The organism is Glycomyces sp. NPDC047010 (assembly GCF_040644205.1).
GTDB lineage: Bacteria > Actinomycetota > Actinomycetes > Mycobacteriales > Micromonosporaceae > Glycomyces.
The window spans coordinates 59,482-80,222 of sequence record NZ_JBEYVY010000003.1 but is presented as its reverse complement, the minus strand read 5'-3'; the positions used below and the strand labels follow the sequence as shown (position 1 = coordinate 80,222).

24 protein-coding genes and 1 pseudogene are annotated in these 20,741 nt (G+C 72.7%); 10 read left to right on the top strand and 15 right to left on the bottom strand.

Features of this window, described 5'->3' with window-relative positions; all coding sequences use genetic code 11:
• Positions 1-5: 5 nt before the first annotated feature.
• The 3 genes and pseudogenes from AB0A65_RS06790 to proC form a co-directional block, all read left to right on the top strand.
• Positions 6-569, top strand: coding sequence for a GNAT family protein (locus tag AB0A65_RS06790; protein WP_359947448.1), 564 nt, complete (start codon positions 6-8; stop codon positions 567-569).
• Positions 560-1,039 carry a DUF1990 domain-containing protein gene (locus AB0A65_RS06785; protein WP_359947445.1) on the top strand — a complete coding sequence of 160 codons (480 nt, stop codon included), beginning with the start codon at positions 560-562 and terminating at the stop codon, positions 1,037-1,039. Before AB0A65_RS06790 ends, AB0A65_RS06785 begins: the two co-directional genes overlap by 10 nt.
• A 72-nt stretch (positions 1,040-1,111) precedes the next feature.
• Positions 1,112-1,831 (top strand): annotated as a pseudogene (gene proC, locus AB0A65_RS06780) (pyrroline-5-carboxylate reductase); the annotation flags it as partial.
• A 66-nt stretch (positions 1,832-1,897) separates the two neighbouring features.
• Here the strand turns inward: proC and AB0A65_RS06775 are convergent.
• The 7 genes from AB0A65_RS06775 to AB0A65_RS06745 form a co-directional block, all read right to left on the bottom strand.
• Positions 1,898-2,938 carry a hypothetical protein gene (locus AB0A65_RS06775; protein WP_359948736.1) on the bottom strand — a complete coding sequence of 347 codons (1,041 nt, stop codon included), beginning with the start codon at positions 2,936-2,938 and terminating at the stop codon, positions 1,898-1,900.
• Between the two features lie 114 nt (positions 2,939-3,052).
• Positions 3,053-4,159: a serine protease gene (locus AB0A65_RS06770; protein WP_359947442.1), complete on the bottom strand. Its 1,107-nt coding sequence runs from the start codon at positions 4,157-4,159 to the stop codon at positions 3,053-3,055.
• A 123-nt stretch (positions 4,160-4,282) separates the two neighbouring features.
• On the bottom strand, positions 4,283-4,600 hold the full coding sequence (locus AB0A65_RS06765) for a DUF4190 domain-containing protein (RefSeq protein WP_359947439.1): 318 nt from the start codon (positions 4,598-4,600) through the stop codon (positions 4,283-4,285).
• 93 nt (positions 4,601-4,693) lie between these two features.
• Positions 4,694-5,614: an NAD-dependent epimerase/dehydratase family protein gene (locus AB0A65_RS06760; protein ID WP_359947436.1), complete on the bottom strand. Its 921-nt coding sequence runs from the start codon at positions 5,612-5,614 to the stop codon at positions 4,694-4,696.
• Between the two features lie 31 nt (positions 5,615-5,645).
• Entirely contained in the window at positions 5,646-6,842 is a 1,197-nt protein-coding gene (locus AB0A65_RS06755; protein WP_359947433.1) for an NAD(P)/FAD-dependent oxidoreductase, read from the bottom strand.
• A 21-nt stretch (positions 6,843-6,863) separates the two neighbouring features.
• On the bottom strand, positions 6,864-7,541 hold the full coding sequence (locus tag AB0A65_RS06750) for a PadR family transcriptional regulator (RefSeq protein ID WP_359947431.1): 678 nt from the start codon (positions 7,539-7,541) through the stop codon (positions 6,864-6,866).
• 63 nt (positions 7,542-7,604) lie between these two features.
• Positions 7,605-8,534, bottom strand: a complete 930-nt coding sequence (locus AB0A65_RS06745) for a GntR family transcriptional regulator (RefSeq protein WP_359947428.1) — start codon at positions 8,532-8,534, stop codon at positions 7,605-7,607.
• A 161-nt stretch (positions 8,535-8,695) separates the two neighbouring features.
• On the opposite strand from AB0A65_RS06745, the gene AB0A65_RS06740 reads away from it, so the two are divergent.
• The gene (locus AB0A65_RS06740) at positions 8,696-9,820 is read left to right on the top strand and encodes an FAD-dependent monooxygenase (RefSeq protein ID WP_359947425.1); all 1,125 of its coding nucleotides are present in this window, start codon (positions 8,696-8,698) and stop codon (positions 9,818-9,820) included.
• Here the strand turns inward: AB0A65_RS06740 and AB0A65_RS06735 are convergent.
• Positions 9,817-10,668, bottom strand: coding sequence for an SDR family NAD(P)-dependent oxidoreductase (locus tag AB0A65_RS06735; RefSeq protein WP_359947422.1), 852 nt, complete (start codon positions 10,666-10,668; stop codon positions 9,817-9,819). The two genes, AB0A65_RS06740 and AB0A65_RS06735, sit on opposite strands and share 4 nt — an antisense overlap.
• Positions 10,669-10,762: 94 nt before the next feature.
• Here AB0A65_RS06735 and AB0A65_RS06730 point away from each other — a divergent pair, with 94 nt between their 5' ends.
• On the top strand, positions 10,763-11,326 hold the full coding sequence (locus tag AB0A65_RS06730) for a TetR family transcriptional regulator (RefSeq protein WP_359947419.1): 564 nt from the start codon (positions 10,763-10,765) through the stop codon (positions 11,324-11,326).
• On the opposite strand, the gene AB0A65_RS06725 is transcribed toward AB0A65_RS06730, so the two are convergent.
• Both AB0A65_RS06725 and AB0A65_RS06720 read right to left on the bottom strand, forming a co-directional pair.
• On the bottom strand, positions 11,323-12,414 hold the full coding sequence (locus tag AB0A65_RS06725) for a DivIVA domain-containing protein (RefSeq protein WP_359947416.1): 1,092 nt from the start codon (positions 12,412-12,414) through the stop codon (positions 11,323-11,325). The two genes, AB0A65_RS06730 and AB0A65_RS06725, sit on opposite strands and share 4 nt — an antisense overlap.
• A gap of 2 nt (positions 12,415-12,416) precedes the next feature.
• The gene (locus tag AB0A65_RS06720; protein WP_359947413.1) at positions 12,417-12,755 is read right to left on the bottom strand and encodes a hypothetical protein; all 339 of its coding nucleotides are present in this window, start codon (positions 12,753-12,755) and stop codon (positions 12,417-12,419) included.
• Positions 12,756-12,904: 149 nt separating this feature from the next.
• Between AB0A65_RS06720 and AB0A65_RS06715 the strand changes: the two genes are divergently transcribed.
• From AB0A65_RS06715 to AB0A65_RS06705, 3 genes are all read left to right on the top strand, one after another.
• On the top strand, positions 12,905-13,339 hold the full coding sequence (locus tag AB0A65_RS06715; RefSeq protein WP_359947410.1) for an SRPBCC domain-containing protein: 435 nt from the start codon (positions 12,905-12,907) through the stop codon (positions 13,337-13,339).
• An 81-nt stretch (positions 13,340-13,420) separates the two neighbouring features.
• Positions 13,421-14,593, top strand: coding sequence for a winged helix DNA-binding domain-containing protein (locus AB0A65_RS06710; RefSeq protein WP_359947407.1), 1,173 nt, complete (start codon positions 13,421-13,423; stop codon positions 14,591-14,593).
• A 61-nt stretch (positions 14,594-14,654) separates the two neighbouring features.
• Positions 14,655-15,131 carry an OsmC family protein gene (locus tag AB0A65_RS06705; RefSeq protein WP_359947404.1) on the top strand — a complete coding sequence of 159 codons (477 nt, stop codon included), beginning with the start codon at positions 14,655-14,657 and terminating at the stop codon, positions 15,129-15,131.
• On the opposite strand, the gene AB0A65_RS06700 is transcribed toward AB0A65_RS06705, so the two are convergent.
• A complete protein-coding gene (locus AB0A65_RS06700; protein WP_359947401.1) occupies positions 15,128-15,739 on the bottom strand; it encodes a cellulose binding domain-containing protein in 612 nt (203 codons plus the stop codon). The genes AB0A65_RS06705 and AB0A65_RS06700 overlap by 4 nt on opposite strands.
• Positions 15,740-15,998: 259 nt before the next feature.
• Between AB0A65_RS06700 and AB0A65_RS06695 the strand changes: the two genes are divergently transcribed.
• The gene (locus AB0A65_RS06695) at positions 15,999-16,952 is read left to right on the top strand and encodes an NADP-dependent oxidoreductase (protein ID WP_359947398.1); all 954 of its coding nucleotides are present in this window, start codon (positions 15,999-16,001) and stop codon (positions 16,950-16,952) included.
• Here the strand turns inward: AB0A65_RS06695 and AB0A65_RS06690 are convergent.
• On the bottom strand, positions 16,939-17,322 hold the full coding sequence (locus tag AB0A65_RS06690) for a MerR family transcriptional regulator (protein WP_359948664.1): 384 nt from the start codon (positions 17,320-17,322) through the stop codon (positions 16,939-16,941). The two genes, AB0A65_RS06695 and AB0A65_RS06690, sit on opposite strands and share 14 nt — an antisense overlap.
• A gap of 78 nt (positions 17,323-17,400) precedes the next feature.
• Here AB0A65_RS06690 and AB0A65_RS06685 point away from each other — a divergent pair, with 78 nt between their 5' ends.
• Complete coding sequence (locus tag AB0A65_RS06685; RefSeq protein ID WP_359947395.1) at positions 17,401-17,838, top strand: hypothetical protein; 438 nt, start codon at positions 17,401-17,403, stop codon at positions 17,836-17,838.
• A gap of 86 nt (positions 17,839-17,924) precedes the next feature.
• On the opposite strand, the gene AB0A65_RS06680 is transcribed toward AB0A65_RS06685, so the two are convergent.
• From AB0A65_RS06680 to AB0A65_RS06670, 3 genes are all read right to left on the bottom strand, one after another.
• Entirely contained in the window at positions 17,925-19,106 is a 1,182-nt protein-coding gene (locus AB0A65_RS06680) for a cellulose binding domain-containing protein (protein ID WP_359947392.1), read from the bottom strand.
• Positions 19,107-19,211: 105 nt separating this feature from the next.
• The gene (locus AB0A65_RS06675; RefSeq protein ID WP_359947389.1) at positions 19,212-19,874 is read right to left on the bottom strand and encodes a methyltransferase domain-containing protein; all 663 of its coding nucleotides are present in this window, start codon (positions 19,872-19,874) and stop codon (positions 19,212-19,214) included.
• A gap of 26 nt (positions 19,875-19,900) precedes the next feature.
• Positions 19,901-20,716 carry a class I SAM-dependent methyltransferase gene (locus AB0A65_RS06670; protein ID WP_359947386.1) on the bottom strand — a complete coding sequence of 272 codons (816 nt, stop codon included), beginning with the start codon at positions 20,714-20,716 and terminating at the stop codon, positions 19,901-19,903.
• Between the last annotated feature and the right edge of the window lie 25 nt (positions 20,717-20,741).

The following is a 20,741-nucleotide window of genomic DNA, read 5'->3' as shown; positions in this document are numbered from 1 at the left end:
GGAGCATGCTCGAACGGCCGCCTGCGGCGCCTGCGATCAGCCTTCGTCCCATTGCGCTGGGGGACGCCGAGGCCGTTGCCGTTCTGCGCACTGCCAGCCGGGACCTGCTCTCGCGGTGGGAGCCCGATGAGGACGACACGTCGTACACGCTCGCGGGGGTGCGCGACGCCATCGAGGCCGCGCTGGCGCGTACCGCCGCGGGGACCGGGCGGTCCTATGTGATCCTCGACCGGGGGCGGCCGGTCGGGGGGCTGCTGCTCAACTCGATCGTGCAGGGCCCGTACATCCGGACGTGCTCGGTCGGGTACTGGGTCGCCGCGGCCGAGACGGGGCGCGGGATCGCCACGGAGGCGGTGCGCCTCGCGAAGACGGTCGCGTTCGAGGAGCTCGGGCTCGACCAGGTGCGCGCCGAGACCCTCCCCGACAATCTGGCCTCGCAGAAAGTGCTGGCCCGCAACGGCTTCCGCCGCCTCGGGCTGACCCCCTGCTATTCGCTCGCGACGGGCCGCCTGCGCGACCACGTGCTGTTCGAGGCCCCCAACCCCCGATCGGAGCCCCGATGGAACTGAACTATCCGGAGGTCGGCGCCACCCGCGCCGGACCGCTCCCGCCCGGCTACCGCCACCTCGAACGCACCGCGCTCCTCGACGCGCCGCTCGCCCGGCCCGCCGAGGTCCTCATGACCTGGGGCCTGCACGAGCGCTGCGGCCTGCACCCCGCGGCCACCGCGCCGCGCGCGGCCGTGGGCGTCGAGGTCGCGCTGCGCTTCGCCGGGGTCCTCAGGATCCCGTGCCGGGTGGTGTGGGCCGAGGAGACCGCGGCGTTCACCGGCTTCGGGTACGGTTCGCTCCCGGGCCACCCCGAGCGCGGCGAGGCCGCGTTCCTGCTCGAAGCGGCGGGCGACCGCACGCGATTCACGGTCCGCTCGTTCTCGGTGCCCGGGACGCTCGCCAGTCGCCTCGCGGCGCCCGTCGCCCGCGCGGTCCAGTCCCGCGCCACCGACCGGTGGCTCACGGCCATGGCGGAAGCGCTGCGTTAGGCCCGATTCGTCCGAAACGCTGAGCGCGGTGGGGCGGGCCCGTTACATTGCGGCTCTGGGAGGAGGTGCGTCATGGACATCGCGATACTCGGCGTCGGCCATCTCGGGGAGGCCGTGCTCATCGGCCTGCTCGAATCGGGGATGCCGCCCGCGCAGATTTGGGCGACCGCGCTGCCCGCGGAGCGGGCCGCGGTCCTCGCCGACGCGTACGGGATCGAGGTGGGCACCGACAACGCGAGCGCCGTGGCCGAAGCGGACGTGGTGCTCCTCGCGGTCCGGCCCGGGGCCGTCGAAGGCGTCCTGGAGGAGATCGCGCCGGCCCTCGAAGGGGACGCGGTCGTCGTGTCGCTCGCCGCGGGCGTGCCGCTCAAGACCATGGCCCGGCACCTCCCCGACGGCGTGACCTCGGTGCGCGCCATGACGAACATCGCCGCCCGCGCCCGCGAGGCCGCGACCGCGCTGACCGCCCCCGACGGCACCGACCTGACCGAGATCGAGGACCTGTTCGACCGCGTCGGAGTCACCGTGACGGTCGAAGAGCCGATGATGGACCTGATCACCGCCGTGGGCGGCTCGGGCCCGGCGTTCCTGTTCTACCTCGCGGACGCGATGACCACCGCGGCCGTGGACGGCGGCATGGACCGGCACGCCGCGCGCGTCATGGTCGACCAGATGCTCCTCGGCGCCTGCCTGCACCTGCAGTCGAGCGACCAGCCCGCGAACGAGCTGCTGGAGGAGATCACCACGCCCGGGGGGACCACCGCCGCCGCACTCGACGTCCTCAACTCGGCCGCGGTCGACGACACCGTCAAGCGCGCGGTCGGCGCGGCCGCCAGGCGCGGCCGCGACCTCGCCCCGTTAGGCCGCCTTCGGCTGCGTCCCTTGCACCTTCGCTTGCGACCGTTCGCGGCGCAGGACCATCGCCGCGACCGCGGCCACCACGACGACGATCGCCGCGATGAGCATCACCAGGTAGGAGCCCTTGAGGCCCGAGGTGAACGCGTCGTACGTGAGCGGCGCGAACGAGGCGTCCCCGGCCTGCTTCACGAACTCCTCGCGCACCTTCGACAGCGCGAACAGCGCCGTCCCCGCGAGGGCCGCGGCGAGCAGGCCCACGACCAGCGCCGCCACCCACCGGCGCGGCGCCACGAGCACGGCGACCACCAGGAGCGCCAAAGCGATCCACGGCAGCCACGTGGCGGCCCACTTGAGCTGGTCGGTCCGCTCCTGGAGCTCGGGCACCTGGTCGGAGTCGACGAGCACGTACTGCGCGTCGATCGCGGGGATGTCGGCCGCATAAGCGAAGTCGTTCTCGGCCAGGCGCTCCTTGACGACCTCCACGACCTTCCCCAGGTCCAGGGTCAGCGTGTTCCCGTCGGCCACGAGCGAACCGGAGTTGTCCCCTTCGAGGGCCGACACGAGCGAGGAATGCGCCTCGGTCACGGCCGCGTCCCACACCTTCAGGAACGCCGGGCTCGCCACGAACTCGTTGACCTCGGTCTCGATGTAGGCGCGGAGGCTCTCGGCGGCTGAGGCGATGAGGTCCTTGACGTACGCGGGCGGGTTCTCGACGCCGACCCAGCCTGACGCCTGCTGGGTGATCGCGTCGACGTCGATGGCGTTGGCGATCTCGTTCGTGACCATCGTGGCGATGGCGGCCTGGACCTGCTCGTCCTCGGCGATGATGTCGGTGCGCTCCACGAACCGGTCGGTGGTCAGGAGCTCCAGCCGCGCATAGTAGGCGGCGACGGCGCCGGTCACGGCGACGACGGCGAGCAGGCACGCGAGCATCGCCACGATCCACCGGACCGCGCCCCACACCCCGCGCCGCACCCCGCCCCCGGCGTCCTCGCGCACTTCGTCGGCGGCTGCGGGCTCTTCGGTCGGCGTCTCGCTCACGGGAACCTCCACATCGACTGGTCACCACCATAACCAGCGCAAACGTGCGGCGCCGGGAAACGGAACGGGCGGCTGGGGGAGTGCCCCGCCGCCCGCGTCCGCGAAACGCCCCGATCAGAACTCGTTCTCCAGGTACGCCCTGATGTACGGGTACACGCGGTCCATGCGGACCGCCTGGTTCGGGCAGCCGCCCAGGTGGTGCAGGCCGACGACCTTGCCCGTGGACCGGTCGATGACGGGCGACCCGGAGGACCCGCCCTCGGTGTCGCACAGGTAGTCGAGGTCGGTGTTCCAGCCGCGGCCGTGGACGGACGGGTCGAGGACCTGGCAGCGCGAGCCCTGCTGCTCCGAGGAGCTGTCGGCGGCGATGCGGCGCGGCTTCCCGGCCGGGTGGCCGGGGATGAAGACCTTCTCGCTGGCCTTGGCGCCGCCGGTGGCGATCGGCAGGACCGGGAGGTCGGCGAGGGCCTCGGGGTCGTCCACGGTGAACAGCGTGAAGTCCAGCGTGTGGTCGGTGGCGAGGACGCTCTCGCCGTTCACCTTGATCGGGTCCCAGGTCTCGCCGCCGCCGCACTCGACGCACTCGAAGCCGAACTGGACCTCGGTGCCCCGGGCCTCGGCGCTGGTGCTGAAGCAGTGGTTGTTGGTGAGGAAGCGGTTGTACCCGGCCTTCCAGCCGGTGCAGTACGCCTCGCCGCCGATGATGAGCCGCGCGACGGACTGCGCGGCGTCGTACATGAGCGGCTCGGAGTCCTTGTAGCAGGGCGCGTTCCGGGAGTCGTCGCGGCCGCAGATGCTCTCGGGGGACGGCTCGTCGGTGACGGGCCGCGTGTCCAGCTCCGCGTCGGTGAGCCCGCGCGAGTACTCGGCGACGCGGGCGGCGGCGGTGGTCCCGTCGGGCCGGTCGTCGAGCACGACCTGGGCGGCGTCGCCTTCGACGGAGAGCGCCCACAGGCCGCCGTCGTGGACGTCGGCGGGGCCGTAGTGGCGGGATTCGCCGCCGTCGGGGCGTTCGACGGTGATGGTGTCGCGCTCGCCGAGGACGACGTTCTCGAAGCGGACCTTGATGAACGCGGCGTCGTCGTGGGAGACGAGGTGCCTGGTCCCGGCGTTCATCGCGATGGCGATGGGGCCGGTGGTCGCGATCTGGTCGGCCCGGTACTGCGGGGCCGCCTGGGCCGGGGCCGCGGTGAGCACGGCCGCCGCAGCGAAAGTGCCCACCGCGAAGGCGAGCACTGTCCTTTTCGTCCTATTCGATGCCATGGCCCCGAAGCGTAGGCGAACGCCGTGGCGGCGGCGGGGGATCGGGGAAATCGGGCGGGGCCGCGGCCCCGCCCGGTGCGGCTAGTTGTAGTGCTCGTTCCAGTCCTGGCGCCACTCGTCCCAGTTGGCGAAGACGCCGCCGACGATCGCCCCGATGATGAGGAGCAGGAACGCGGCGATCGAGATCCACCCGAGGATGATCGCGGCCTTCGCGAGCCCCTCGCCGGAGTTGTTGCGGCGCGTGATCTGGCCCTTGGCGACGTAGCCGAGGATCAGCCCGAGGATGCCGAGCGGGCTGCACCAGCCGACGATCGCGAGGACGAACGCGCCGATCGCGAGCCCGTTCATCTCCCGGGGCGCCCGCGCCGGAGCGCCGGCCTGTCCGTATTCCTGCGTCATGGTGCCCTCCATTGGAGACGGAAATGTGCGCAGTGTACGAAGCCCCGGTGCCCGGTTTCTCCCTTTTCCGGAAAAAACAGCCCTGCGGCGGGGTCAGGCGTGCGTGCGGAACCAGGCGAGGGTCGCGGCGATCGCCTCCTCGTGCGGGGTCAGGGTCGGGTCGCCGAACGCGGCCCGGAACGCGGTGTCGTCCACGACCCAGTCGCGGTCGCGCTGGTACCAGGTCTCGCCGAGCTCCTTGACGACCGGGTTGACCAGGCCGAGGACCCGCTGCATGCCGCGGTGCAGCGCGGCGTTCCTCGCACGCCCGCCCGCGGCGTCCCACACCATGTCCAGGAACTCGGTCCCGGTGGGCGCGGCGAGGACCGGCAGGTGCCACGCCTGCCCGTCGGCCTCGGGGCGCTCCCCGAGGGTGACGAGCCCGGCGGCGGTGTCCGGCAGGTACGCGACGGTGTGGAGCACGTCGGGGTCGCCGACCCAGCGGGCGGTCTTCCCGGCCGCGGCGGCGGCGAAGATCGTGGGCCCGAGGATGGTGTTGAGCCCGCGGGGTCCGAAGTAGTCGGAGGCGCGGCCGAGGCTGGCGCGCACGCGGCCTTCGCGGTGCGCGGCGAGGATCATGTCCGCGACCTTCGCGCGGGCCCGGCCCTTCGGGTTCGTGGCCGCGTACGGGAGGTCTTCTCCCATGGGGCCCTTGACGGGACCGTACATGTACAGGTTGTCGGCCATGACCAGGCGCGCCCCGGCCCGCTCGACGGCGGTGAGGACCGCGTCGGTGAACCCGGGGAACTCCTCGGCCCACCTCGCGTACGGCGGCTGCGCGCACTGGTAGACGACGGCGGCGCCTTCGCACGCGTCGGCCGCGCCCTCGGGGGTGGTGACGTCGGCGGCGTGCCCGTCGGGGCCGCCGCCGCTGCGGCTCACGGCCCGCACCCGGTGGCCGCGGGCCCGCAGCTCGTCGGCGACGGCGCCGCCGATGGCGCCGGTCGCGCCGAGGACGACGTGTAGATCGGTCATGGGGACTCCCGGTTCGTCGTGGATGGAACCGTTATACCCCTGCGGTCGCCGTCGCGTCCCAGTCGAGGCGGTGGCGCTGGATCGGCCCGAGGGTCTTCTCCGGGTCCATCGCGGTCTTGAGCATGAGCGGCATGAGGAGCGGCATGACGGCCTGCGCGAACGCACCGGGCGCCTTGGCGCGGTTGATCTTCGCGGCGTTCGCGGCGATGCCCTCGACGCGGGCGCGCCGCAGCCGCTCGTACGCGGCGAACGCCTCGGGGACCGGGAGGTCCCGCAGGCACCGCGCCAGCTCGATGCCGCTCTCGATGGCGAGCGAGGCGCCCTGCCCGGAGCTGTTGGACGGCGAGTGGACGCTGTCGCCCACCAGGACCGCCCTCCCGCGGTGCCACACCGGGACGCTCGGCATGATCCACAGGGGACCGTGGCAGAGGACCCGCTCCGGGGGCGTGCGGCGCAGCAGCTCGGCCCCGGGGTCGTCGTCCCCGTACAGCTCCAGGAGCTTCGCCAGCCACGCCTCGTTCGACGTCTCGCGGAGCACCTTGGCGGGCAGGGGTTCGGGGAACGGCAGGTTCACGCCCCACCGCGTGCCGCCCTGCGGGAGGCGCCAGTACAGGTAGTAGCCGCGCCTGCCGAACGCGAAGTTCATGACCTCGGGCCCCACCGGGACCTCCAGGTCGGCGACGGCCTCGAAGGAGATCATCCCGGTGTACCGCGGGCCCGGGTTCCGGGCGTCGATGAGGCCCCGGACCGTGGAGTGGACGCCGTCGGCGCCCACGACGACGTCGGCGGTCGCCTCGGTCCCGTCGCCGAACACGGCGGTCGCGCCGTCCCCGTCCTCGCGGATCGCCTCCAGGCGCTTGCCGAACGCGAACTTCACGCCCATGGCCTCGGCCCGCTCGTGGAGCACCCGGTGCAGGTCCGCCCGGTGGACCGTCCACATCGGTCCGACGTCGGGGAGCTGCGGGACGGTGAAGCGCCGGGTCCGGATGGTGAGGTCCTGGGCCGAGACCGGGTCGCCGATCTCGGCGATGGCCTCGTCGGCGCCGAGGATGCCCAAGGCCCGCTTGCCGTTCGCCGCCAGGGCGAGTGTGCCGCCGACCCCTTCGGGCCGCCCGGGGTACGCCTCGAACACGGTGGCCTCGATCCCGGCCTTGGCCAGGGCCGCGGCGGTGACCGGCCCGGCCACGCCGCCGCCGATGACGACCGCGGTCGTCGCCTTCTTCGTCATGGTGGTCTCCTTGCGGGGGTGTCAGGCGGGGTCGCCGGAGCGCTCGTTCGCGTGCTCCTCGGCGTGCGGTTCGGCTGCGGCCCAGGCGGAGGCGGTGCCGCCGTCGAGGCCGCCGCTCTCGTGGAAGGCCCGCCACTGCTCCAGGTCGGGGAAGGTGCCCGTGGCGAGCTCCGCGATGAGCGCGTAGATCCACTTGACCTCGGCGCGGGCCGTGGCGAGCGCGTACTCGTCCTCGATGAGGAACATGCGCGGCACGGTCCCGCGGACGCGGTGGAGCTCCCCTTCGTCGGAGGCGAGCCCGGTCTCCAGGGCCCGCAGGCGCCCGCGGAGGATCTCCACGACCTCGTCGGGCGGGAGGACGACCGCGACGGAGAGCCCGGCGCGGAAGCGGGTGTGGTCGCCGTCGACCGTGGCGAGGAGCTCGCGCGTCCAGTCGGCGAGTTCGGTGCGCCCCTCCGCGGTGATGCGGTAGACGGTGCGCTCGGGCCGGTTGCCCTCGCGGTCGGTGCCGGTGGCCTCCAGGAGGCCGCGCTTCTCCAGGGCCGCGACGACCGAGTAGAGCGAACCCCACTTGACCTTCATGTCCCGGTCCTTGCCCCACCCGCGGATGGCCTGTCCCATCTCGTAGGGGTGCATGGGTTTCGACGCCGCCACGGAGAGCACCGCGAGCGCCGTCAGGTTGCCGCGTCTGCCGGACATGCGACCTCCTCTGATCGATTACTCGCTTCCGAGTATACGAGTTCGAGTAATCGCACGCAAGTGCTACTTCAGGCGGGCCGCGAGGGCCTCCACGCCGTCGAGGATCACCCCGAGGCCGAGCTCGAAGAGCGCGTCGAGGTCCATATCGTATCCGTCCGACATGGACCCCGCGGGCCCGAAGAGCCTGGCGAAGTGCGGGACCGAGGACATGAACGCGTCGTCCCCGAACTTCGGCAGGTACTGGAGGTCGGTCCACTCCTCCGAGGAGACTCCCGAGAGCGACATCGCCTCGTCCTCGCGCTCCACGTTCACCGCCAGGCCCACGACGTGGCTGTACAGCAGCAGGTGCACGTCGAATTGCAGCCGCGGCGGCAGGTCGAGCGGTTCGAGGGCGCCGAGGAGCCGGTCCCCGAGCCGGATGATCCCCGGCAGCGGCAGCGGCCGGGTCAGCGGCTGGATCCGCCCCAGCCACGGGTGCGCGCGGTGCAGGCGCCACATCTCCCGCGCGATCGACTCCACCTGCGCCCGCCACGGATCGGACTCCTCCACAGTGAACTCGCGCGACCCGTACACGGTGTCGCCCATCAGCTCCACCAACTGCTCCTTGTCCTCCACGAAGCGGTACAGGGACATCGGCGCCACTCCGCACCGCCCCGCCACCGCGCGCATCGAGACCGCCTCCAGCCCTTCGACGTCGGCGATCGCCACGGCCTCCTCGACCACGCGCGCCCGCGTCAGCTCCGCCGCCGGCTCGCCCGCCTTCGCCCCGCGCCGCGGTGCCACCACCGTCCCCGACCGCGGCCGGGTCACCACCAGGCCCTCCGACCGCAGCACGTCCAGCGCCTTCGTCGCTGTGGCGAGAGCCACACCGAATTCCTGGGCGACCTGCCGCGTCGACGGCACCCGGTCGCCCGGCAGCAGCTCCCGGTCCGCGATGCGCCTGCTCAGCTCCGCGGCGATGCGGGCGTACGGCGGTTCGATCGATGCGGCCACGGCGGCCCCTCCCTCGTGCTGTCCTACGACAGATCCTAGTCCGGGCCGCCCCTCCACGCCCCCGCTGTCCTAGGGCAGATCCGGGACGTATTTGCAGGTCAGGGCCGGATTTTCTACGGTGGTCCCAGACAGTCCAGTACAACGTACCCAGGGAGCACCCCATGACCACCGTCCTCATCTCCGGTTCCTCCGTCGCCGGCACCGCCCTCGCCTACTGGCTCCGCGAGCAGGGCCTCACCCCCGTCGTCGTCGAGCGCGCCCCGGCCCTGCGCCGCGGCGGCCAGGCCGTCGACGTCCGCGGCGCCGCCCTCACCGTGATCCGCCGCATGGGCCTCGAAACCGCCGCCCGCGCCCTCAAGAACGAGTCCAAGGGCATGAACGTCCTCGACCCCGAAGGCAACGAGCTCATGCGCTCCGAGGAGTTCGCGCTCTCCTCCGGTGCCATCGGCTCCGAGGACGTCGAGATCCTCCGCGAAGACCTCGTCGACCTCGTCCACGCGAAGCTCGACGGCGTCGAGTACCTCTACGGCGACTCCATCACCGCGATCCGCGACGACGCCGACGGCACCACGGTGGAATTCGAGCACGCCGCCCCGCGCCGCTTCGACCTCGTCGTCGGCGCCGACGGCCTCCACTCCAACACCCGCCGCCTCGCCTTCGGCCCCGAAGCCGACTACATCCACCACCTCGGCACCTACCTCTCCGTCTTCAGTCAGGACAACTTCCTCGGCCTCGACCGCTGGCAGACCTGGTTCAACGACGGCGCCAACCTCGGCGGCTGCGCCATGACCGTCCGCGACAACAGCGAACTGCGCATCTTCCTCGGCTTCGGCTCCGACCCCATCGAGTACGACCACCGCGACACCGAGGCCCAGAAGGCCCTCGTCGCCGAGCACCTCACCGGGTTCGGCTGGAAGGTCCCGGAGTTCCTGGAGCGCATGAAGACCGCCGACGACTTCTACTTCGACTCCATGGCGCAGATCAAGATGGACGCCTGGTCCGCCGGGCGCACCGTCCTCCTCGGCGACGCCGCCCACTGCGCCGCCCCCCTCTCCGGCCAGGGCACCAGCCTCGCCCTCGTCGGCGCCTACGTCCTCGCCTTCGAGCTGGGCCGCACCGCGGACCACGCGCTGGCCTTCGCCCGCTACGAGCGCCGCATGCGCCCCTTCGCCGAGGCCAACCAGGAGCTCGCCCACATCGACCGCACCCGGGTCGACCCGGAGGTCTCCACCCGCCGCCTCGACGCCGTCAAGAATGCGATCGACCTCGACGCGCTCGTCGACTAGTCGCCGCCGACCGCCTCCACCCGCCCGAGGACGTCCTCGGTGAGCCGGTGGAGGCGGTCTGCCGCGTCCAGGTCGAAGTCCTTGCCGCTCAGGGGGAGCGGGGTGGTGCGGCGCCAGGCGGTGACGGGGGCGGCGGGCGGGTTGTCGATGAGGGCGGCCATGGGGACGATCGCCTTCTCGACGCGCTGGGCGAAGAGGGCCGCCATGGCGTTGGTGAGGGCCTTCTTCGGCTGGGGGAGCGGCCCGGCCATGCCGGTCTTGACGAACATCGGGTTGTAGACGACGTACTTCGTCCGCGTGTCGGGGTGGCGGCGCGGGAAGTCCACGGCGAGCAGGTCGATGGAGCGGGACGCCTGCGTGGCGGCCTTCATGCCCTTGTACGGCTCGCGCTCGAACGCGGTGTCGTCCCAGAAGATCCGCCCGGGGAACCCGCCGGGCGCGCCGAGGTTGAAGACCACGGGCGCCTCGGCCCGGTCGAGGAGCGGCACGAGGCCGTGGCCGATCACGAAGCGGCTCAGATAGGACAGCGCGAACGTGTACTCCAGGCCGTCTGCGGTGAGGGTGCGTCGCTGCTGGAACCGCTGGGTCGCGAACACCACTCCGTCGAGCCGTTCCACTGAGGACTCGACCTCGGCGGTGACGGCCCGCATCCCGGCGACCGTGCTCAGGTCGGCCCGCAGGAACCGGGCCCGGTCGGCGGCGCCGAGCCGCGCGGCCGCCTCGGTGAAGGCCCGGCCCTTCGCCTCGCCGCTGGCGACGGCGACGACGCGGTCGCCGCGCTCCAGGAAGTGCAGGCCCAGGCCGCGGCCCATGCCGTCGGTGCCGCCGGTGATCAGGTAAGTGCGCACGGGGGTGCCGCCTCTCGTCGTAAGTCATCGATCGATGACAAAGACTAGTCCGGGCGCCGCGATATGTCAACAGGTGATGACTTATGCTGACTTCATGAACGCGCCCAAGCGCCGCGACCGCGCGGCCACCCGCTCCGCCCTCCTCGACGCCGCCCGCCGCCGCTTCGCCGAGCACGGCTTCGACGGCACCGGCGTGCGCGAGATCGCCGCCGACGCCGGGGTCGACGCAACGCTGATCTTCCGCTACTTCGGGTCCAAAAAAGACCTATTCGACGCGGCGCTCACCGCCGAGGTGCCAGAAGGGTTGGGGGAGAAGGACGCCGGGCCGGTGGAGTTCGCCGACGCGCTCCTCAAGGAGGTCGTCCTCGGCGACCGGGCCGGGGACGGCGGCGAGCACCCGCTGCTGCTCATGCTCCGCTCGGCCGGGCGCCCGGAGGTCCGGGCCCGCCTCCACGAGGAGGTCTGCGACCGCTACCTCGCCGACATGGCCGCCCGCTTCGACGGCGAGGACGCCGAGCTGCGCGCCGAACTCGTCGGCGCGCTCCTGCTCGGCATGGGCGTCATGCGCGCCGTCGTCGGCTCGCCCGTGCTCCCCGACGCCGACCCCGAGAAAGTGCGCGCCCGCGTCGCCGCGATGGTCGCCGCGCTCGAAACCTAAGACCGGCGCCCCGCGACCGCCTGGCGCCGTTCGAGTTCCGCCTCGATCCGGTCCAGGAACGCGTCGACCTCCTTGACCTCGTAGCCCTCGCGCAGGCGCGTGGACGTGAACATCGAGGTCCGCACGTCGTCGGCGCTGAGCCGCTGCGGCCCGGACGCGGGCTCGACGAGCGCGAGCACCACCCGGTCGAGGAACGCGTCCACCTCGTCCTGGTCGTACCCCTCGGCGAGCTGCACCGCCGTGAACTTGACGCCGCGCACCTCGTCGGCCGTGACCACCGCTTCGGTGGACGGCGCGGGCGTCTGGACCATTTGGCGCACATGCGTTTCCGGCAGGTAGACGGAGACCTCGGACGGCCGGTCCCGGTAACGGTTCGGCGCGAGCGCCAGCGACTCGGCGGCGATGTGCGTGCCGCACTTCTGCGGCTCGGGGAGCCCGCGCGCGTGCGCGCGGCGCGCCAGCTCCTTGTAGATGTCGTTGAGCGACAACAGGTCCCCGGCCTCGGCGATGCCCTCGTCCAGCACGTCCAGGAGCAGCCCGGTGAACGCGGTGTACCGCCCCTCGAACGCGTACGACGGCGAGTTCGCGGGGGAGGAGGTCAGCGTGAAGTGCCCCTTGATCCGCAGCTGGCCGATGAAGTCGCCGCCGCCGAGCAGCGGCTCGATCGCGATGCCGGAGTAACAGGAGTCGAGGACGATCACCTTCGTGGCCGCACGGGCGTTCTGGACCGCCTTGTGCAGGAACCGGAACGGGATGGCGCTCCACGGCAGGAGCGCCGGGGACGTCTGCGGCAGTGCGAGGTTGAGCAGGCCCTCGTCGTCCACGAGCCCGTGCCCGCTGTAGTACACCAGCAGCAGGTCCTCGGCCGTCCGCGCCGCGAGGTCGACGGCCGCGCCGACCTCGGCCAGGTCCCGCGGGTTGACGAGCGCCGTGCAGTCCTCGCCCCTGATCCCGGCGTCCCGCGCCAGGGACTCCCGCAGGGCCTCCACGTTGTTCCGCGCGGCCGCGACCTCCTCCAGGCTCTCGTGGTCGTAATTGGTGGTGCCGATGAGCAGGGCGCGCGACCGCGCGCCGTCGGGCAGGCGCATCGCTACGCTCCCGGGTCGAGGCGTTTCGCGACCGACTTCGCGACCGGGCCCTTGGCGGTGATCCGCACGCGGGTGCCGTCGGGCGCGCTCACCTCGACCTCGATCTCCGAGCGGCGGGACTGGATCCACACAGCGACGGTCCGCCCGAGCGCGTCCAGGCCCCCGGCGGCGATGCCCGCGAGCAGCACGTCCGTGGCGAAGCCGAGTTCGCCCTCCTGGGGTTCGGCCGGTTTGAAGTCCACCCGGCCCCGGTAGTCGTCCTCGCGGTTCAGCCACTTCCGCAGCAGCACCAGTTCCCCACGGGGGTCGGCGGAACCGGTCACGGTGAGTTCGGCGTCCATCGCCCGATTCTCCCAGACCGCCGCCACCGGCGCCGCTCCCGAGCCCGCGGGAGAAGTTCCCGGAAAAACTTCGGCGGGCGCGATGAATCCGCGCGGGCGGCCCCGTCTACACGTGCAGAGAACGAAGACCCCGACCACGGAGGATCGAGATGACCGCCAACGAGAACACCGCAGGCTTCCCCTACACGCTCACCGGCGAGGTCGACGTCCCCGTCGCGACCGTCTGGCGCGCCTGGACCGAGAACCCGCACTACGAGGCGTGGAGCTACTCCAAGCCCGGGTCCGTCGAGCTCGACGTGTCGCCCGGCGGCAAGTACACCTCCACCGTCGTCACCCCCGACGGCCAGGAATTCCCGATCACCGGTCGCTACATCGAGGTCGTCGAGGACAAGCTGCTCGTCATGGGCATGGACACGCCCGGCGGCGGCGAGGAGGTCATGCGCCTGGACCTCACCGACCTCGGCGAGGGCCGCACGCGCCTCGTGATCTCCCAGACCTGCGCCACGCAGGAGGAGCACGACATGTCGAAGGAGGGCAGCCAGATGCTGCTCAGCTCCTGCGCCGCGTACGTCCTCACGATGTAAGACCCCCATCTGGGACCGGACCGGCCAGGGTCCGGTCCCGGGCCGCGGCCCAATGTCGGTGGGTCCGGCTAGCCTCGGACCATGCAGCTCACGACCCGGCGGCTGAACCGCGCCACCCTCGACCGCCAGTCCCTCCTGCACCGCGCCGCCGCCGACGTCCCGTCCGCCGTGCGCGGCGCCGTCGCACTCCAGACCCAGTCGCCCGTCTCCGGGTACATCGGCCTGTGGAACCGCGTCGCCGGATTCGACCCCGCCGACCTCGACGCCGCCTACGAGGACGGCCGGGTCCTGCGCGGCAACCCCGTCCGCATGACGCTCCACACCGTCGCCGCCGACGAGTACCGGGTCTTCCGCGAGGCCACCGACCCGTCCCTCTACGCCGCCAAGCTCGGCGGGCGCATCGCCGCCGCCGGGATCACCGGCGCCGAGGCGTACGCCCTCTCCGAAGCGCTCTGCGAGGCCCTGTTCGCCGCCGGCGAGGTCCGCACCGCCCGCGAATGCGAGACGTGGCTCGCCGAGCGCCTCGACCCCGAGACCGCCAAGGCCGTGTGGCCCGGCATCCGGCAGTACGCGCCCGTCCTGCGCGCCCCCGGCGCCGGGCCCTGGAGCTTCACCGACAAGGTGGAGTACACCGCCGCCCCCGACCGGCCCGCCCTCCGCGACGACGCCGCCTCCGACGCCGCCCTCGGCACGCTGATCCGGCGGCACATCGAGGGCTTCGGGCCCGTCTCCGTCGCCGACGTCGCCCAGTTCGCGATGGTCCAGCGCGGCCGCGTCAAGCGGGCCCTCGTCCCCCTCGACCTCGAACTCCACCAGGGCCCGGGCGGCGAGGTCCTCTACGACCTGCCCGGCGCCGCGCTCCCCGACGAGGACACGCCCGCCCCGCCGCGCCTGATGGCCATGTGGGACAACGTGTTCCTCGCGTTCCACGACCGCGCCCGCACCGTCCCGCCCGAGTACCGCACCACCCTCATCCGCAACAACGGCGACGTCCTCCCAATGCTCCTCGTCGACGGCCTCGCCGCGGGCGTCTGGCGTACCGTCGTGGACGACTCGGGCGAGGCCGGCATCGAGGCCACCGCGTTCCACCCGCTCCCCGACGACGTCTGGGACGCCCTCGCCGAGGAGGCCGCGGGCCTCACCGCGCTCCTCGCCGACCGCGAACCCGACGTGTACCGGCGCCACCGCCACTGGTGGGACAAGCTCGCCGACGCCGTCCCCGACCGCCAGACCGTCCTCCTCCCCGGGAAATGACCTGTCGGGCCCGCCCCGGGCCCGGATACGATTCGGTTCACCGCAACGGAAGGAGCACGCCATGAGCGGCCGCGAGCACCACTACGAGGTCACCGTCGAGTGGACCGGCAACACCGGCAACGGCACCGCCAAGTACTTCGACTACGGACGCGACCACGACATCACCGCCCCCGGCAAGCCCCTCATCCGCGGCAGCGCCGACCCGGCGTTCCTCGGCCAGAAGGAGCGCTGGAACCCCGAGGAGCTGCTCCTCGCCTCGCTCTCCGAATGCCACATGCTCACCTACTTCTCGCTGTGCGCGCGCGAGCGGATCGCCGTGACCGCCTACACCGACGCCGCGACCGGCACCATGACCGAGGAGAAGGGCAACAGCGGCCGCTTCACCGAGGTCGTCCTCCACCCGGTCGTCACCATCGCCGACCCCGCGAAGGCCGAGCGCGCCGCCGAGCTCCACCACGACGCCAACCGCGACTGCTTCATCGCCAAGTCCGTGAACTTCCCCGTGCTCCACAAGGTGGAGATCCGCACCGAGTCCTAGGCGGGGGTGCAGGGGACCGTCGCGGGCAGCGTCCAGCCGTCCTCGACGGCCGCCGAAAAGCTCGGCTCCACGCTCTCGCCGGGCGCGATCGCCGCGTTGAACATGATGTCGCCGTAGCGGTCCCCGTCGAGGTGCTCCAGGCCCCACGCGGCGGTCACGTCCATGCCGTCCAGGGCGAGCAGCACCTCCCAGCCGTCGATCGGCTCCGCGCCCGTGTTCGCCACGGACACCGCCACCGAGATCGACGACGACCACTCGTCGTCCAGCGACAGGGACGCCGTGCACTGCGGCCCGGCGTCCGCCGCGCTCGCCGACGAGGACTCGGCCGCCGCAGAGGACGTCGGCTCGCTCGCCGAGGACGCGGGGGAGGACTCGGGGGACTCCGGAGGCGACGCCGGGGCGCTCTCGCTCGTCACGTCGGCCGCGGCCGTGAACTGCGGGCCCCCGGGCGTGTCCGCGTCGGACAGGTCCGGGTCGTGCTCGTCGCGCAGCGACCCGAACTGCCACACCGCCGCCACCGACACCAGCGCCGCGACCGCGACGAGGACCAGGAGCGAACGCCCGTGGATCCGGCCGCGCAGCACGCCGCGGTCCATCCAAGCACGCATGGGGGCACCTCCGGAGGGGTCGGGGCAGGGGCGGACGCGTCGCGCGCAGCAGGCCGGCGGGAGGGGGTGCCGTGTCCACGGTGAAGCGTACAAGGCCCTTGTGCGCTGGCGAAACGCCCCGATTAGTGCGAGTCGATCCCCTTGCGTGGAAAGCGTTCCGCGCAGCACGCGTCCGATCGGTCTCATCCGGGTACGCACCGGTGTAGATTCAGGCCGGGCGCAGCCGGGCGCCCGCCGGTCAGGACCGAAGGGGACCCCTATGCGCGCCGTCGTCGCCACCGACTTCCACACCGAGCCGACCCTCGCGGACCTCCCCGTCCCCGAGCCCGGCCCCGGCGAAGTGCTCGTCAAGATCGCGGCCGCGGGCGTCAACCCCTTCGACTGGAAGGTCGTCGAGGGCGCCATGCGCGGCTCCGTCCACCACGAGTTCCCGCTCGTCCTCGGCTCCGACGGCGCCGGCACGGTCGTCAGCGTCGGGGAGCCCGGCCCGACCGACGCCCGCTTCGAGCCCGGCGACCGCGTGTTCGGCCAGTTCATGGACGTGCAGCTCGGCCGCGGCTCCTACGCCGAGTACGCGATCACCAAGGCCGCCAAGCTCGCCCGCCTCCCCGCCGCGCTCGACTTCGCGACCGCCGCCGCGATCCCCACCGCCGGGGCCGCCGCCCACGACTTCGTCGAGGGCACCGGCGCCGGGCCCGGTCAGACGCTCCTGGTCAACGGCGCGTCCGGCGGGGTCGGCCAGGCCGCCGTGCAGCTCGCCGCCGCCCAGGGCATCCGCGTCATCGCCACCACCGACCCCGCCACCGCGGGCCTCCTGCGCGACCTCGGCGCCGCCGAGACCGTCGACTTCACCGCGGGCCCCACCGCCGACCAGGTGCGCGAGGCGCACCCCGAGGGCATCGACGCGGTCGTGGACCTCGTCTCCGGGCCCGACACGGTCGAGCCGATCGCCCTGCTGCTCAAGCCGAACGGCGCGATCGTCTCCTCCAACGGGGCCGTGGACGCCGAGCTGCTCTCCGACAAGGGCCTGCGCGGCTGGAACCTCTACGCCAACGCCAGGCCCGCGACGCTCGCGTCCCTCGCCGAATCCGTCCAGAGGGGACAGATCCGGTTCCTCATCGACCATGAAGCGCCCCTTGCGGACGCCGCCGCCGCGCTCGAACGGCTCAAGGCCGGGAAGTCCCGCGGCAAGACCGTGCTCACCGTCGCCTGAGGCCCGGCCGCCCGACCCGGTCCGGCTCCAGCGGGCACCCCGTGTCCGCCCGCGCTGCCAGCTCCGTGCGCAGGGCCGCCAGCTCCGCGATCTTCGCGTCCACCGCGGTGACCCGCTCCGCGAACAGCGCCGACAGCGCCGCCGCCGAATCGGGGGCCTCGCGCAGCTCCGCGCCGTGCCTGCCGATCTCGGCGAGCGAGAACCCGAGGCGCTGCGCCGTGCGCACGTAGTCGAGCCACGGCACGGCCTCCTCGGGGAAGTCCCGGTACCCGTTGGGGGACCGGTGCGACTCGACCAGCCCGATCCGCTCGTAGAACCGGATCGCGTCCCGGCTCAGCCCCGACCGCTCCGACAGCTCCCCGATCCGCATGACCGCTCCCTCGCGACTTGACATTGGAGTGCACTCCACCGTTTACGGTAGCCCGACCCGAACGAACGGAGCACCTCCATGACCGCCGTCCCCGACACCGCCGCTCTCGATATCGCTGCGCCGCAGCGGTCCCCGTACCTCAAGGTGGTCCGCGCGAGCGCCGTCTACGACCTCGTCGTGACCGCCGGGTTCGCCACGCCGTGGACCCTCGCCCTCGTCCACACCGCCCTGAACGGCCTCAGCGGCGCGCTCGGCCTCGGCGCGTTCCCCGCGCTCGACCCGATGCAGGTCCTGTACGCGAACCTGATGGGCTCGGTCGTCGTCGTGTGGTCCCTGCTGCGGCTGCTGCGCCCGCAGCGGGTCCACGGCCTGTTCGACGGCGCGGCGCGCGTCCTGTTCTCGCTGTGGATGGCCTACGCCCTCGCGCACGGCGGCCCGGACCTCCTGTGGGGGTTCCTGGCCGTCGAGATCGCCTGGGGCGCCGTGCAGCTCGCGCCGTGGGCCCGGCGGCGGTGAGGGCCGCCCCGCCTCTCCTCAGGAGCGGGGCGGCCCCGTCTCAGCAGCCGCTCAGGCTGTGCCTCAGCAGCCGCTCCGACCGTGCTTCAGCAGCCGATTCGGCTGGGCCCGAACGCGACGTCGTCGTACCAGACGGTGTCGGCGTCGTTCCCGTAGCTCTCCCAGCCGAGCCGCAGGTCCGCGAGGTCGGGGTTCCACCCGGACTTGGAGAGCCACTGCTCGTCCACGTCGTGGGTCGGGACCCCGTCGACGGTGAGACCGGTGACGGCCTCGCCGTCGACCCAGGTCGCGAGGTTCCCGCCGCTGATCCGGTACTCGACGCACACCCAGGTGTCCACCGGGAACGGCGCGCTGAGCGCGACCCCGGCGGGGCTCTGGGCGGGCAGGGTCGCGTCGTCGGACTCGCGGTTCCACTGGAGCATCGAGTTCTGGCCGCCCAGGCGCAGGTCGCCATTCGCGTCGTTGCGGTCCTGCATGGCGATCATCGTGGTGTGGTTCGGCGGCTGAGCGGTGCTGTGCCGCATGTAGACCCGGAACCACTCGGCGTCGGCGGGCAGGGCCCGGCCCACGAACACGTGGTTGCAGTAGGTCGCGCCGCCGTTGACGCGCACGGACTTCCCGCCGCCGTTCGACACTGCCGTGTCCACTGTGGCGGTCCCGGTGCCGGTGCAGTCCTGGGCCCCGACGCTCCACGCGCCGCCCGGGACGGTCCCGGCCTGGTCCTCGAAGCCGTCGCAGACGGCCCCGGCCGGGCAGTCCCCGGGCTCGGGATCGGTCGGCGGGTCGGTCGGGTCGTCGGTGGGCTCGTCGGTCGGGTCCTCGCTCGGGGTGTCCGTGGGCTGCTCCACCGTGCCGCACTCGACCCCGTTGAGCGAGAATGCGGCCGGGACGGCCCCGGAGCCGGAGACGACGAGCCCGAACAGCTCGCGGGTCTGCCCGGCGCCGACGGCCGCGTTCCAGCCGACGTCCGAGCCGGTGAACGCGGTCCCGGACTGGGACCACGAGACGTTCCAGGCGCTCTGCACCTGCGCGCCGGGCTTGAGCTGGAACCCGATCTCCCAGCCGTCCACGGCGCCGTCGGCGGCGGTGAGGGAGACGGCGGCCTGGTGGCCCGAGCCCCAGTCGCTCACCACCTTGTAGTCGAGCGCTTGGCAGCCGACGGCGTGCGCCGGGCCCGCCGTCACGATGCCCAGCGTCGCGGCGGCCACCGCCGCCGACAGGGCGACGGCCGCGGCGAGGCGCCGCGGCCGGGTTGGCATGGATGCCATGCAGGTACTCCTCTGCTCGGATCCGCTTCACCCCAACCCGACCGCGGACAGGCTTATCTATCGATACTAATAAATATCATGATTTACCCGTGCGTGGGAGCGCGCCTACGAGATATCCGGGACCGGTTTCCGCATCACGAGGTGGCAGAAGTGGAACCCGCGCACCGGGTCCTCCCCGGGCGCCTCCACGAGCCGCGCGACCTCGGCGAACCCGGTGTCCCGCAAGAGGTCCGCCACGCGGTCGTAGGACCACTGCCACGCAGGGGCGACCTTGTGGTCGAACGGCCACGCGAGCCGGTCGGTCCCGTCGTGGGCCTGGAAGCTGAGCGACAGCAGCCCGCCCGGCGCGAGCACCCGGTGGAACTCGGCGAACACGGGGCCGACCTCCTCGGGCGGGGTGTGGATGATCGAGGCCCGCGACAGCACGCCGCCGAGGCCCCCGTCCGGCAGGTCCAGGGCGCTCATGTCGCCCAGGGAGAACGCGATCCCGGGGTGCTCGCGGCGCGCGAGCGCGATCATCTCCGGCGAGAGGTCGATGCCCTGCACGTCGAGTCCGAGCGCGTGCAGATAGCCGGTGATATGCCCTGGGCCGCAGCCGATGTCGGCCACAGGCCCCGCTCCCGCCTCCTGCACCAGCTCGGCGAAGGCGACGATCATCGCCCGGTCGAACGGGTGCTCGCGCAGGGAGTCCTTGAACATGTCGTAGTAGAGCTGCGCGACCTCGTCGTACTGGGTCCGGGTCACGCTCCGGTATTCGGGTTCGGCCATGGGACGAGACCTTATCGCGCCGCGCCCTAGGGGCGCCAGACCACGATCTCGATGCCGCGCATCCGCTCGGCGAACCGCCCGTCCGGCGCCGCCCCGCGCAGCAGCGCGCGCAGGTCCGCCTCGAACGCGGGAAGCCGCGTGCCGAAGTGGTGCGGGGCCGAACTCGACAGGGAGAGCACGGCCGCCACGACCTCGTCCTCGCTCCGCTCCACCGTGCGGCCCTCGTCCACGGTGATCCGCTCGGGCCCGGTGTACCCGGCGCGGGACAGCACGTCCTCCTCGAAGCCCTTGGTGCCGTTGGGAAGCACGCCCTGACCGGCGCGGCGCACCGGGCCCAGGTACTCGGCCACGAGCGCGTCGATCCCGTCCCAGGGCGGGGCCGGGAGCGGCAGCGGCGCATCGGATTCGACGCCGCGGTGGGTGGTGGCGCCGATGTGGACCCAGGCGCCCTCGGGGCAGATCATGGGGCGGACGCGCTCGGCGACGTGCTCCTGCTCCATCCAGTGGAACGACTGCGCGAACGTGACGACCCGGAACGTCCCGAGCCCGCCGGGGAGGGCTTCGGCGCGCATGCGGCGCCAGTCGATGCCCGGGGCCTTGAGTCGCGCCTCGGCGATCATGCCGGGGTCGGCGTCGACGCCCACGGCCTCGGCGAACAGGGGCGCGAGGAGCACGGTCAGCGAGCCGGGCCCGCAGCCCACGTCGAGGAGCCGCCCGGTCCCGTCGAGGCCGAGCGCGTCGCGCACCGCGTCGGCCAGGCCCGGCGGGTAGGGCATCCGGCCGGTCCCGTAGTGCGCGGCGGTGCCCGCGAAGAGCGTCTCGTCCCATTCCCAGGCGTCCATCCCGGGGATGCTACCGCTGTCCGGT